The organism is Yersinia sp. 2553 StPb PI (assembly GCF_052217105.1).
In the GTDB taxonomy this organism is placed as follows: domain Bacteria; phylum Pseudomonadota; class Gammaproteobacteria; order Enterobacterales; family Enterobacteriaceae; genus Yersinia; species Yersinia enterocolitica_E.
Genome location: NZ_JAZGPX010000002.1, coordinates 3735722 through 3749132, shown reverse-complemented (window position 1 = coordinate 3749132; position 13411 = coordinate 3735722). Strand labels below are relative to the sequence as shown.

Below are 13411 nucleotides of genomic sequence, written 5' to 3'. Positions count from 1 at the left end.
GTATTAACAGCATGAATTGTTATGATTACGTCGGATTTAACCGCACTGAAATAGAACAACTTTTGCAGATTAACCTGCGCGACAGTGACGAAGAATATCAAAATATTCTTAAAGATAAATTGCCAAAATGGTTAACGCCATTTCTATCCAGAATTAATATTACAATAAAAGAAACTGCGGCATTGATTGTTGGGGTAATGCCTTATTCTATTCAAACTGATGATATAGGAATGGTAATAATTAATTATGAGAACTCATTATGGGATGCAGTGGATTGCAACCTATTAAGTTGTCGAGATGGCTTTGTTGAATAATTCGGATTTAGATAAAAGCGCCTCTCGTCACTGACTTCCTCAGGCAATCCGCACACTTTCTGGCATCCCTGCACGCGTCATTTTGTTTAAGGCACGGATCATGGCCATAGTTTCTCCAACCTGCGCATCGTAATCCCTCAACGTAAGATGCCCACCAAACAGCTGTTTTACGCGGTACATCGCCGTTTCGGCCACTGAACGCCGGTTATAAGCCGTGTGCCATTTCCAGTACGCATTGCTCCCAGTAAGCCGTTGCCTCGCCACCGCCTGATTTCTGTCGGCATACTCCACCGGCCAGTAGCCGGCGCGCGTTCGCGGCGGGATAAGCGCCTTAATTTTCTTGCGCCGCAACTCGTCGTGGCACCGCTTTGTGTCATAAGCCCCGTCGGCACAGGCGGCCCTGATTTTCCTGTGCGTCTGACGGATAAGCCCCGGGAATGCCTCTGCATCAGTCACGTTGTTTAGGGACAGGTCAGCGCAGATAATCTCATGCGTATCAGCATCCACCGCCAGGTGCAGTTTCCGCCAGACGCGGCGCTTTTCCTGGCCGTGTTTTTTCACCTTCCACTCACCCTCACCGAAGACTTTTAAGCCGGTGGAATCGATAACCAGATGGGCAATTTCACCGCGTGTTGGGTTTTTGAAAGGGATGCTGACGGATTTAGCCCGCCTGCTGACGCAGGAATAATCCGGGCAACGGAGCGGGAGCTTCATTAGGGTAAAGATGGAGTCAATGAATCCCTGCGCAGCGCGAAGTGTGAGGCGAAAAACGCGTTTGAGCATCAGAACGGTTGAAATGGCCAGCTCAGAATAACGTTGCGGACGACCGCGTAAAGACGTGTTGGGCTCGTCATACCATGCCTGAATGGCCGACTCATCAAGCCAGAATGTCAGTGAGCCCCGATTGACAAGCGCCTTGTTGTAGGTGGCCCAGTTGGTGATTTTGAACTTTTGTTTTGCCACGTGATATCGCTGCAGGATCAGGAGTGTGGTGATCTGATCCTAACTACGGCCAAAAGTTCGATTTATTCAACAACGCCAATTTTTATCTATGGTGATTACCTCTTTACTATAGCTATTATTTTGAATAAATTCCACAACAAAATAATTATAACCAACTGATATAAAAAGATTTATCTTATCATGATTAATCGTGCATTCTGCAGGAAAAACAGAGGGTTAGGCCAAGGAAACTAAAAAAACACTTGATTTCACGGTTTCAGCCAATCACTTTTCTCGTGAGTGCATATGGTGTTCATAAAATCGTAGTTACCCTAGAGCGTAAACGGTAACTCGTTTTAATCAAGTTGTTAGAAACAGAGTAATAGCCGCACCATTTGAACTGATGGGGAAGAAATGTTTAAGAAATTCATATTATGAAAATTCGTGATAGGTGCGCCCTGCAGCCAGTCGATTGACACCATCATTTACCATGATTTGAATAGCTTCATTAGGGATGGTCTGATTATCTTCGAGTTTTGCATTACACCCACAAATGCGGCCCCTCTCGCATCTACAAAAATGTTTGTCCTAATTTACCACTGGTTAATTGAACAGTAGAGAATGGCCGGATATAGTGCCCTCGCAGCGGCAAAATCCGTTGCTGGGTTTAGCAGCCCGAGACAAAACAGAGCGCACAACCGCGCAGGCGGTTACTATGTGCGGGTACAGTTACACCTGTGAAAAACAATGGTGGGCTGGACGGGGGCATCGAAAGATGCGCCGGGTTCTCTGTTGACCGGTCTGCTAACCCCGTTCAGTCCACCACCCAAAGGGATTAGCAGCTCTTGGTGGTGGGATAAAGCCATCAACTGAGAGGTTGTCATCATGGATTCGACGACTAAAGCCCCTTGCCGTACCGCTTTTCTTCACCTGCCAGCATCACTGGCCGCCACTCTCCGGCCGGAGGTGCGCCATGTACGATAACTCGCCCCGCGTAGTGGAAGACCTCATTGATCATTGCCGTGCGCTCATTTATGCCGTTGTCGTGCTTGATCAACCCGCTGCGAAAGAAATACTCAATCTCGTCCTATGGCAGCAAATAGACCTGCTACATCAAACTTATCATCAAGCTATCAGTGAGCCTCTCGAGGCCGAATAACCCCTAAATGCAAAAAGGCATCGTGAGATGCCTTTAAAGTTTAAGAATCACTCCATCTCACTTCATTTGAGCACTTAACGTACTAATCTCTTGATAGTTAACAAGATATAGATGCTCATTTATAACTTTAATTTTTTAAAGTAACTCATTGTTTTAAATTAAAAACAATCTATAATAAGCATTGATTTACCTATGAGTACTTAAAGGAGGCAATCATGATTTTGAAGCAAAAACTGTTGCGCTCCATCGCCAACCGGAAAGGTACTGTTGTACTGCGTTCGGAGCTGGAACACTTGGGTAGCAAATCGCAAGTTAGCAAGGCATTGTCTGAACTCGTTAAAGAGGGCGTATTAATTCGAGTTAGCCTTGGCGTGTATGCAAAAACTAGATTTAACCGATTTGCGGGGAAAAGGACGGTAGCCGCACCATTTGAAACTGTTGTGGAAGAAACGTTCAAAAAACTCAACGTGAAAGTCACTCAGGGCAAGGCCTTAGAGGATTATAACGCGGGAAGAACGACACAGATCCCAATGCAGCTCCAAGTCAGAACTCCAGGAAGGAAAATATCCAGAAACATCACTGTTTCGGGTAAAAATGTAAAATATGAAAAAACTTACGGATGAGCAAATTGCTGATATTCAGGATGCGGAAGCTGCGGGCCTGCTAAATGGCCTGCCAGCATTTGTCGCTGAAAAAGATGTGCATGTAACAGATGCATTGCGTGTATTAGCTAACTTGAATGTAGTGCATGAGGCACAGTTAAAAGGATTTGACCCTAGAAGTAAAAAATTACCTGTTGAGCCAGTAAATATAGAGCTTCCTGTCCGATTAGTGTTTGCTGGCGGTACTTGCTTATCGAAAGCTTATAATTTGATTAGTCGGATGTCAGAAGATATTGATATAAAAGTCATTCTTCCAGAGGTTCCGAACACCTATAAATTAAAAAATGAATGCTCATCTGATAAAGCAAGACTGAAAGATATTCATAAAAAACTGACAACAAAGCTAGAAGAACTAGGTTTCTACCTTACTGATAAAGAAGGTGAAAACCCTGAAATTAATGATAAGCACCGTCATTATAATGTCGATTTAAGCTATCAAGGGAATTTCAGTAGCGGTGTTTCTAACCCTTTGCGTAGCTGTATAAAAGTAGAATTAATAAATCGCCCCATCAATTTACCTACTGAGAAGTTAAAGATTAATTATCTTTATCAACAATTAGTAAATGGTAAAAGCTACCCTGATTTTGATATCGAATGTATCAACATATCCGAGACTCTTGCCGAAAAGGTCTTATCTCTTCTAAGACGATTTGCAATGTATTGTGCTGGCGTGAGGCAAGCCGAATTTGATGAGGCGCTAGTACGGCATATTTATGATGTATGGCGCATATACACAATAAAACCCAAAGCGATTAATGCTGCTGCTAGTATGTTCGGGCACTCAGTAAAAACTGATATGGAAGAATATTCACAGCAATTTCAGGCATTCGTTGATGACCCGTATAGTGTCCTGAGTAAAAGTCTTGATGTCATAAAAAATACTAAAGATGGGCAGGGTAAATGGTTGAACCATTTATACATAACGAGGCTTAGCCCACTGGTTTATTCGCAGGAACCACACTCCTATGAAGAGGCGTTGGCAAGTTTTGTCGAGGTAGCTAACCACTTACTCCGGGCCTTAGCTGAAAAGTGAATATATAGATGTTCACTAGGCGTCTATCAGACGAATTAATTGGAAATACACTCAGAAAAACATTCATCAGCCATATGGTTATGGTATCAACATGAAGTAATAGCGTGTCGAAAAATACCTTAAAAATGTACCTGAAAGTTATCCTCTTACGGGCCAGCAGCAGCGGCCCGTTTCAATTCAGCGCCCTAGACATCAAGCAAAAGTATTTGGGGGCATAATTGGGGGCACATCTCAGGCGCGGGATTTTAAAATGTAGTAAATACAAAAGATTATCTTGTAATACCGACTCCTGTGATCTCCGCCAAAAATTTTTTTTGCCTATTCCTCAGCACTTACAAAATATCCCCATTTTAAGTAAATATGAAAAATAAGTAGAATCAGCTTGTTGAAGTTATGATGATTCGATACGGATGATTTTGTATGATTCTAAACCAATAAAATGCCAAGTTATTTTCAGTAGTACTGATAATAAAAACATGTTCTTAAAAACAGTATTGACATCTGGTACAGAACACGTAGATTGGAATTCAACACCGGTGCAATTAGTAACGAACTCTTTATTTAGCCGGTGTCCATGTAGTTGATTTAAAATAATGCGATAAAGGTCACGAAATATTTTTTTATGTGAGATTCGCGATGGGTTTTTAATAATGGACTCGTGCGATGATGATTTCAGGCCACGTAATAAATCTTTACGATCGCATATGTGGACCAAAACGCGATGAGTTAAGGCTTTGTTGTTAATAGTAATGTTCGCGATTTGTGTACGTAAGTATGAAGTCGAGGATATCGCGAAGAAAGTAAAGCCATGTAGTAAGAGTATATATCGCGAGGGTGATGTACTAATTTAGTCAGTGTTATCATAAGCATGGCTAAATGTAACAAACGGGAAATGTTATCATTCAGTTAATATATTGGAGGATAGAGTTAGTTGTAAGCACCAAATATTCCTGTAGAAATAGGTACATCTTTGTAAATAGTACTAAGATAAGTGTCACGTTATTAAGTTGATTAATGTTTAATTTTAAATCTGTAGTACCTTAAAAGCCCTGACTACTGTAGTCGGGGCTTTTATCATTGTGGCTTTATAAGGTTTTGTATTACTGCGTTTTATCGGGGCGATCCAATGCTGTTATCCCGATAAGAACAAAATAACCGCCATGAGGGCGCCCCAATCCCATCAATAACTGAAGCTTTTAACCCGCGCCAGCACATGCTCCCCTACCGGCATAGTAAGTGACGTACATCCTATATAATCGCCAACTAACCCCAGAAAAGACGTAAATGTCTTAAATACATTGATGGCTTCGTTTAATATTGTTTTCTTTCATTTTATCCGATGGGGTCACCGATGATCGCAGTTATCTTTGAAGTTGAACCGGCAGAGGGTGAGTACCACGCATATCTGGATTATGCCGGGGCACTGAAACCTTTATTGGAACAAATGGACGGTTTTATTTCAGTAGAACGTTTTCAGAGTTTAAGTAATCCGCAGAAGTTGTTATCGCTATCATTTTGGCGCGATGAGGCGGCCGTTAAGCAGTGGCGGAATATTGAACAGCATCGTAGCGCACAAGCCGCGGGGCGTGCGAGTGTGTTCGCCGGTTATCGCCTGCGGGTAGCGGCGGTGGTACGGGACTACGGCTTAACTGAGCGAGAGCAAGCGCCTGTTGATAGCCAGGTTCATCATAAACAATGAGTTATAGGTAACGACGGATACATTTTGTGTTTGGTAGCCCCCTAATGGTCAACCGCGGAACCGTATAGTGTATTTGGGACGATATCGCCGATTTAGTGTGTCACAATGTAAAATCCATGTGACGTATATGTGACTTCGTGCGCAAAAACACACCAATTTTATGCTGATTTCATCAGTAAAACCACGTTGAAAATCCTTCTACTCTGCCTTAACGCAGAACGAAATTAATTATAACTAATTAATTTAAAACACTATTCATAATATTATTTTTTTTGGGTACGGCAGAATATTGCCTTTTTACCAGAGCTTGATTGTACTTGTCTATACGAGTATATGTTAATAAATACTCAAGCTAAGTAATGTCGTTGATACCTGAAAAACTGGTTGAAGGAAATTGCCGTGACTGCCCCAAATAGATTCCGTGATACTGAGATTCGTGCCCCGCGTGGTACGCAACTTACGGCCAAAAGTTGGCTGACCGAAGCCCCGTTACGTATGCTAATGAACAATCTTGATCCAGACGTGGCTGAGAATCCAAAAGAATTAGTGGTTTACGGCGGTATCGGCCGCGCAGCCCGCAATTGGGAATGCTATGACAAGATTGTTGAAAGCCTGACCCATCTGAATGACGACGAGACGCTACTGATTCAGTCAGGTAAGCCCGTCGGTGTCTTCAAAACCCACAGTAACGCCCCTAGAGTATTGATTGCCAACTCGAATCTGGTGCCTCATTGGGCCAACTGGGAGCATTTTAACGAACTAGATGCCAAGGGGTTGGCGATGTACGGCCAGATGACCGCAGGCAGTTGGATTTATATCGGTAGCCAAGGCATTGTGCAGGGTACCTATGAAACCTTCGTCGAAGCCGGTCGACAGCACTTTGGTGGCAGCCTGAAAGGGCGCTGGGTATTAACGGCAGGTCTGGGTGGCATGGGCGGGGCACAGCCACTGGCGGCAACCTTGGCGGGTGCATGTTCTCTGAATATTGAGTGCCAGCAGAGCCGCATCGATTTCCGTCTTAAAACCCGTTATGTCGATGAACAAGCCACCGATCTGGATGATGCGTTAGCGCGAATCGAAAAATATACTGCGGCGGGTGAAGCTGTTTCTATTGCACTGTGTGGCAATGCGGCTGAAATTTTACCTGAGCTGGTTCGTCGTGGGGTTCGCCCAGATATGGTGACCGACCAAACCAGTGCACATGACCCGCTAAACGGTTATCTACCAAAAGGCTGGAGCTGGGAAGAGTATCGTCAGCGCGCCCAAAGCGAACCCGCATTGGTGGTTAATGCCGCTAAAACTTCCATGGCGGAACATGTTGAAGCGATGCTGGCCTTCCACAATATGGGTATTCCAACCTTTGATTACGGCAATAATATTCGCCAGATGGCACAAGATATGGGGGTCACTCATGCTTTTGATTTCCCTGGTTTTGTCCCTGCGTATATTCGCCCGCTATTCTGTCGCGGTATTGGCCCGTTCCGCTGGGCTGCGCTCTCTGGTAACGCCGACGATATTTATAAAACCGATGCCAAGGTTAAGGAACTTATCCCTGATGATGAGCACTTGCATCACTGGTTGGATATGGCCCGCGAACGTATCAGTTTCCAAGGGCTACCGGCCCGTATTTGCTGGGTAGGCTTGGGGCAGCGCGCTAAATTAGGTTTAGCTTTTAACGAGATGGTTCGCAGTGGTGAACTGTCGGCCCCGATTGTCATTGGCCGCGACCATCTGGACTCCGGTTCAGTTGCCAGTCCTAACCGAGAAACCGAAGCGATGCAGGACGGCTCTGATGCCGTATCTGACTGGCCGCTGCTCAATGCATTGCTCAATACGGCCAGTGGCGCAACGTGGGTTTCTCTGCACCACGGTGGTGGTGTCGGGATGGGCTTCTCCCAGCACTCTGGCATGGTGGTGGTCTGTGATGGCACTGATGATGCTGCTGAGCGCATCGCCCGGGTATTACATAACGATCCGGCTACTGGTGTTATGCGTCATGCAGATGCAGGTTATGACATTGCCATTAATTGTGCACAAGAGCAGGGGTTGAACCTGCCGATGGTTGCTGCAACTCAAGGTAAAAAATCATGAAAACAGTCAATAAAACAGTCAATAAAACAATGGTACTGCACCCTGGGCTGATGACGTTGGCGGATTTGCGACATATATACCAACATCCAGTCAACATATCGCTGGATGAAAGTGCTGATGCGGCTATCCAGCAGAGTGTGAAGTGCGTACAGGCAATATTGGCAGAAAAGCGTACTGCCTATGGCATTAATACTGGTTTTGGCCTGTTAGCATCGACTCGCATCGCTACCGAAGATCTGGAGAACCTGCAACGTTCGATAGTCCTTTCCCACGCAGCCGGCGTCGGAGAGCCGAATGACGACGCCATTGTGCGGCTGATTATGGTGTTGAAAATCAATAGCCTGGCGCGTGGATTTTCAGGTATCCGTCGGGAAGTCATTAATGCGTTGATTACGTTAGTTAACGCAGAGGTCTATCCGCATATTCCGCTAAAAGGATCCGTGGGTGCTTCCGGTGATTTAGCACCGTTGGCGCACATGAGCTTGCTGCTGTTGGGAGAAGGTAAAGCGCGTTATCAGGGCGAATGGCTTGATGCTCGCACGGCTCTGACGAAAGCGGGCCTGGAACCGCTCACCTTAGCGGCCAAAGAAGGGTTAGCATTACTCAATGGCACTCAGGTTTCAACAGCTTATGCACTACGTGGTTTGTTTGAAGCCGAAGATCTCTATGCTGCGGCGTCTGTCTTTGGCAGTCTCACCGTGGAAGCGGCTTTAGGCTCCCGTAGCCCGTTTGACGCACGTATTCATGCGGTGCGAGGCCAGCGTGGTCAGATTGACGCGGCCAATACTTATCGCCACCTGTTGGGCGATCGCAGTGAAATCTCTGAATCTCATAAGAATTGTGACAAAGTACAGGATCCTTACTCTCTGCGTTGTCAGCCGCAGGTGATGGGTGCCTGCCTGACTCAAATGCGTCAGGCAGCAGAGGTGCTGGCTATCGAGTCGAATGCAGTATCAGATAATCCGCTGGTGTTTGCCGAACAAGGCGATGTGCTGTCAGGCGGTAATTTCCATGCTGAGCCGGTGGCTATGGCAGCGGATAATTTGGCATTGGCACTGGCTGAAATAGGTTCATTAGCCGAGCGTCGTATTTCACTATTAATGGATAAACATATGTCGCAGTTACCACCATTCCTGGTGGAAAATGGCGGCGTAAACTCTGGTTTTATGATTGCACAGGTGACTGCTGCTGCATTAACCAGCGAAAATAAAGGGCTGGCATACCCTTCCAGTGTTGACAGTATTCCTACATCTGCCAATCAGGAAGACCATGTCTCTATGGCACCACGTGCGGGTAAACGCTTGTGGGAAATGGCCGAAAACGTGCGCGACATTCTGGCTGTTGAGTGGCTAGCGGCATGTCAGGGGTTGGATTTGCGCAAAGGTTTGAAAACCTCGGATGCATTGGAGCCTGCCCGCCAGCTATTGCGCCAACATGTAGCCTACTACGAGAAAGATCGTTTCTTTGCCCCCGATATTGAAGCGGCAAGCCAACTCATCGCGCAGCGTCATATGAATGAACTGATGCCTGCGCACCTACTACCCAGCCTTTAATAACGATTTGTCCACTAATAACCGTTCATCAACTAATAACAATTAATCTACTAATAACAACGGTCACCAGTTATTACATCAACCTATGGGTGGTCCCGATTACCGGGATCACCCTCTCTGAACCCCTGCCTGAAAAGGCACAAATTTTGCGAGAATGTACCATGAAAAATGATTCATCCACGCTCAAACGAGGCCTCAGTGCCCGGCATATCCGGTTTATGGCGTTAGGTTCCGCCATTGGGACCGGTCTGTTTTATGGCTCTGCCGAGGCGATTCGTCTGGCGGGACCAGCAGTTTTACTTGCTTACCTCATCGGCGGAGCGGCCGTGTTTATGGTGATGCGCGCGCTGGGTGAGATGGCAGTGCATGACCCGGTAGCAGGCTCTTTCGGTCACTATGCCAGCCGTTATCTTGGGCCGCTGGCCGGTTTTCTCACTGGCTGGACCTATACCTTTGAGATGATTATTGTGGCGTTGGCTGATGTCACCGCATTCGGTATCTATATGGGGTTATGGTTCCCTGATGCGCCACAGTGGGTTTGGGTGCTGAGTATTATTTTCTTTATTGGTGCGCTGAATCTCTGCTCAGTCAAAGTGTTTGGTGAAATGGAGTTCTGGCTATCGTTGCTAAAAGTGACGGCGATTATTGCCATGATTGCTGCCGGCTTGGGCATCATGATGTTTGGCTTTGGTGCAGGTCATGAGAGCACCGGTGTCAGTAATCTCTGGTCTCATCAAGGATTTATGCCGAATGGCTTGACGGGGGTGATTGCATCATTTGCCGTGGTGATGTTTGCTTTTGGGGGGATAGAAATTATCGGTGTCACGGCCAGTGAGGCAAAGAACCCAGAAAAAGTACTACCACGTGCCATTAATACCGTACCGATACGCATTCTACTGTTCTATGTTTTGACCTTGTTTGTGCTGATGGCTATTTATCCATGGAATAGTATTGGGCAAAATGGCAGTCCTTTTGTTGAGATTTTCAGTAGTTTAGGTATTAGTTCTGCTGCTAATATTTTGAATCTGGTGGTTATTACCGCGGCTATTTCCGCCATTAACAGTGATATTTACGGTGCGGGTCGCATGATGTACGGCATGGCGCAAGAAGGGCTGGCACCGAAGTGTTTTAGCCGTCTGACCCGTAATGGTGTGCCATGGATGACTATTTTGGTGATGGCAATCGCACTGTTATGTGGTGTGGTGCTGAACTATCTGATCCCGAAAAATGTATTCCTGATTATTGCCTCGATTGCCACCTTTGCGACGGTCTGGGTATGGCTGATGATCCTTATCTCGCAAGTGGCGATGCGCCGCTCTATGAGCAAAGAGAATATTGCCCGGCTGACATTCCCGGTACCGTTCTGGCCAGTGGCACCGATTCTGACCATCATCTTTATGGCATTTATTATCGCGGTTTTAGGTTACTTCCCTGATACCCGTATCGCCATGTATGTTGGGGTGGCGTGGGTAGTATTAATGACTCTCGCCTGGTGGGTCTGGTTACGCAAGGCTTCACCACGGTCTCTTCAAGAACCGATAGAGAGTTTGCAAAAACAGATAGAAAGTCGCGAGGTTTAGTCACGACTGGCCGCTGATGATCGATTCAGCGGCCATACTGTTGCTTTTTAGCTCTGTGGGGGGCGAGTCGGCACATTGATCACCAATTTTTGGTGTAATTCTAACGCCATGGTTTCAAGGCGGGTGGTTAATTGATTGGTCAGGGTGGTGAGTTCTGTATTCTGCCGCAGTAACTCCAGCATTTGTTCCGCATTTTGCGCTGCCATTCTTTGCCGCTCTTCATTCGCAATGGCTAGTGCCTCGCGATGTTGTGCATCGGCTTGTGCATTAGCCTTATCACGTTCTGCCTGGCGGGTTTGCGCCAATAAAATAAGGGGTGCTGCGTAGGCCGCCTGTAAGCTAAAAGCCAGATTTAGCAAAATAAACGGGTAAATATCAAATTTGACAATACCCATCACATTCAGACCAATCCAGATCACCACAATGAGTGTTTGTGCGCCAAGGAAGACTGGCGTGCCGAAAAAACGGGCAAAAGCTTCTGCTTTCTGGGCAAACCAACTGTTGCCGAAAGGGGTTGATAAGTGTTCATGAGCACGATGGTAGCGGAGATAATCGACTTTACGTGTCTGTAGTGGCGGCTGCTCGGTCACGGGTTCAGTTTTTTTCATAGGATGTTACCCCGGTAGATGAAGGATTCTGTTGAGGTCAGCTCACGACAAAATTAAATCAGGTTACTTAATGCTTCAGACTATTTAATTATAGAGTGGGGTCCGATGAGCAATGGATAATTACCCCGTCTAAAGATGTTGAGTTGATGGAATAATCACATATTCATTTTATTGTTATCGCACTATATACCAAGATAATGTTTTGCGTTTAAAGTAGCGGCGTGGCCAGATGGTGATAAACTGACCTCAATTGTGAAAAATTATATACATACGGAGTAGCGGCCCATGCCTGCCATAGCCATTAAGCGGTGGATTAAACGGATTGTACTGGTCTTGGTGGTAATGTCAGTTACCATACTGGCGATACGAATTTACGATACACAACGTGGCCCAAAGCTCGAGCTTTGGCATACGTTTGTTCCTCATGATATGCGCGCGGCTGAGATTGATAAAGCCAGTTGGGCGGATTACATCAAAGCTGAAAATAACCTTTTCGATGAAGTGCGGATTAATGTTACCGAGAAACTGGAACCAAGGAATGAAATTCCATTAAATCGTTATTACTCTGGTAGCTCGATTTACCCCCCACATTTCAAAAATGACTGGAATCGCTCATATATTCTTGAGCCAGAAGGTAAACCTAAAGGTGCTGTGGTCTTACTGCATGGTTTAACTGACACCCCTTATAGCCTGCGTCATATTGCTGAAAATTATCGTCAGCGTGGATATGTTGCCATTGGTATTCGTTTGCCCGCTCACGGAACAGTGCCTGCGGCTCTGACCGATGTTGAATGGCAGGACTGGCTGGCGGCAACGCGCTTAGCTGTTCGTGAAGCCAAAGCACTGAGTGGCCCTGATTTACCGCTACACGTGGTCGGCTTCTCCAATGGCGGCGCGTTGGCAATGAAATATACGTTGGATTCAATGGATGACCCAACACTGGCGAAACCGGTGCGGGTTATCTTGATATCCCCGATGATCGGTGTCACCAGTTTTGCGCGTTTTGCCGGTATTGCCGGTTGGCCCGCTATCTTCCCGGCCTTTGCTAAAGCTGCCTGGTTGGGGATTGTGCCGGAGTTTAATCCTTTCAAATATAACTCGTTCCCAGTGAATGCTGCCCGTCAGTCTTATTTACTGACGTCTGTGCTGCAACAGCAAATTGCGCGTGATGCCAGAAACAATAAGATGGAGGAGTTACCTCCGATTCTGACCTTCCAGTCGTTAATGGATTCAACGGTCAGTACTCGTGCGGTTGTTACTGCTCTTTATAACCACTTGCCGAAGAATGGTAGCGAAGTGGTGCTGTTCGATTTGAACCGTGCCGCCAGTTTCGGCCCGCTATTAAGAACTTCTTCTTATACTGCTCTGGCGCGTTTGTTGCCTCCACCACCACGTAATTATAGCGTAACGGTGATTACCAACGTTTCACCGCAAAGTAATGAAACAGTGGCGCTGACTACCTTGGCGGGTGAGACTAACGAGGTTTCAGTACCTACCGGCTTGATTTACCCACCGGACATTTTCTCGTTATCCCACGTGGCATTGCCATTCCCAATGAGTGATTCGCTGTATGGCCGCTATCCAGAACCGCGTGACCAATACGGTATCAGCTTGGGGACTTTTGCCGCTCGTGGTGAGCGGGCGGTACTGGTTGTCGGGTTAGACTCACTGATGCGTATCTCATCAAATCCATTCTATTCGTACATGTTGCAGCGGATAGATGACAAGATAGACGCACCAGCGAAATAAGATGATGTTAAAGCCTCCGAA

10 protein-coding genes and 2 pseudogenes are annotated in these 13411 nt (G+C 46.3%); 9 read left to right on the top strand and 3 right to left on the bottom strand.

Annotation, left to right across the window (positions count from 1 at the left end; genetic code table 11):
- Positions 1-11: 11 nt before the first annotated feature.
- Positions 12-245 (top strand): annotated as a pseudogene (locus V2A84_RS18660) (hypothetical protein); the annotation flags it as partial.
- Positions 246-353: 108 nt separating this feature from the next.
- On the opposite strand, the gene V2A84_RS18655 reads toward V2A84_RS18660, so the two are convergent.
- Both V2A84_RS18655 and V2A84_RS18650 read right to left on the bottom strand, forming a co-directional pair.
- Complete coding sequence (locus tag V2A84_RS18655; RefSeq protein WP_226717630.1) at positions 354-1277, bottom strand: IS5 family transposase; 924 nt, start codon at positions 1275-1277, stop codon at positions 354-356.
- Between the two features lie 414 nt (positions 1278-1691).
- Positions 1692-1787, bottom strand: a pseudogene (locus tag V2A84_RS18650) (transcriptional regulator); the annotation flags it as partial.
- Between the two features lie 442 nt (positions 1788-2229).
- Here V2A84_RS18650 and V2A84_RS18645 point away from each other — a divergent pair.
- The 7 genes from V2A84_RS18645 to V2A84_RS18615 all read left to right on the top strand — a co-directional run bounded on the left by V2A84_RS18645 (position 2230) and on the right by V2A84_RS18615 (position 11033).
- Positions 2230-2415 carry a hypothetical protein gene (locus V2A84_RS18645; protein WP_442849011.1) on the top strand — a complete coding sequence of 62 codons (186 nt, stop codon included), beginning with the start codon at positions 2230-2232 and terminating at the stop codon, positions 2413-2415.
- 215 nt (positions 2416-2630) lie between these two features.
- On the top strand, positions 2631-3038 hold the full coding sequence (locus V2A84_RS18640; protein ID WP_442847453.1) for a DUF6088 family protein: 408 nt from the start codon (positions 2631-2633) through the stop codon (positions 3036-3038).
- A complete protein-coding gene (locus V2A84_RS18635) occupies positions 3019-4110 on the top strand; it encodes a nucleotidyl transferase AbiEii/AbiGii toxin family protein (RefSeq protein ID WP_193784751.1) in 1092 nt (363 codons plus the stop codon). The genes V2A84_RS18640 and V2A84_RS18635 overlap by 20 nt, the downstream gene beginning before the upstream one ends.
- 1351 nt (positions 4111-5461) lie before the next feature.
- Complete coding sequence (locus V2A84_RS18630; RefSeq protein ID WP_083161417.1) at positions 5462-5809, top strand: antibiotic biosynthesis monooxygenase family protein; 348 nt, start codon at positions 5462-5464, stop codon at positions 5807-5809.
- 399 nt (positions 5810-6208) lie between these two features.
- Positions 6209-7900, top strand: a complete 1692-nt coding sequence (gene hutU, locus V2A84_RS18625; protein ID WP_083161415.1) for a urocanate hydratase — start codon at positions 6209-6211, stop codon at positions 7898-7900.
- Positions 7901-7929: 29 nt separating this feature from the next.
- A complete protein-coding gene (gene hutH, locus V2A84_RS18620; protein ID WP_083163969.1) occupies positions 7930-9453 on the top strand; it encodes a histidine ammonia-lyase in 1524 nt (507 codons plus the stop codon).
- Between the two features lie 161 nt (positions 9454-9614).
- Positions 9615-11033: an amino acid permease gene (locus V2A84_RS18615; RefSeq protein ID WP_083161413.1), complete on the top strand. Its 1419-nt coding sequence runs from the start codon at positions 9615-9617 to the stop codon at positions 11031-11033.
- Positions 11034-11080: 47 nt separating this feature from the next.
- Here V2A84_RS18615 and V2A84_RS18610 read toward each other — a convergent pair whose 3' ends face one another.
- The gene (locus V2A84_RS18610; RefSeq protein WP_083161411.1) at positions 11081-11641 is read right to left on the bottom strand and encodes a DUF1003 domain-containing protein; all 561 of its coding nucleotides are present in this window, start codon (positions 11639-11641) and stop codon (positions 11081-11083) included.
- 285 nt (positions 11642-11926) lie between these two features.
- Between V2A84_RS18610 and V2A84_RS18605 the strand changes: the two genes are divergently transcribed.
- Positions 11927-13390, top strand: a complete 1464-nt coding sequence (locus V2A84_RS18605) for an alpha/beta hydrolase (RefSeq protein WP_083161409.1) — start codon at positions 11927-11929, stop codon at positions 13388-13390.
- Positions 13391-13411 lie beyond the last annotated feature (21 nt).

Excerpts from the sequence above, each read along its gene's own strand:
- V2A84_RS18645 (WP_442849011.1), top strand. The coding sequence starts at position 2,230 with ATGTACGATAACTCGCCCCGCGTAGTGGAAGACCTCATTGATCATTGC.
- V2A84_RS18640 (WP_442847453.1), top strand. The coding sequence starts at position 2,631 with ATGATTTTGAAGCAAAAACTGTTGCGCTCCATCGCCAACCGGAAAGGT.
- V2A84_RS18635 (WP_193784751.1), top strand. The coding sequence starts at position 3,019 with ATGAAAAAACTTACGGATGAGCAAATTGCTGATATTCAGGATGCGGAA.
- V2A84_RS18630 (WP_083161417.1), top strand. The coding sequence starts at position 5,462 with ATGATCGCAGTTATCTTTGAAGTTGAACCGGCAGAGGGTGAGTACCAC.
- hutH (WP_083163969.1), top strand. The coding sequence starts at position 7,930 with ATGGTACTGCACCCTGGGCTGATGACGTTGGCGGATTTGCGACATATA.
- V2A84_RS18615 (WP_083161413.1), top strand. The coding sequence starts at position 9,615 with ATGAAAAATGATTCATCCACGCTCAAACGAGGCCTCAGTGCCCGGCAT.
- V2A84_RS18610 (WP_083161411.1), bottom strand. The coding sequence starts at position 11,641 with ATGAAAAAAACTGAACCCGTGACCGAGCAGCCGCCACTACAGACACGT.
- V2A84_RS18605 (WP_083161409.1), top strand. The coding sequence starts at position 11,927 with ATGCCTGCCATAGCCATTAAGCGGTGGATTAAACGGATTGTACTGGTC.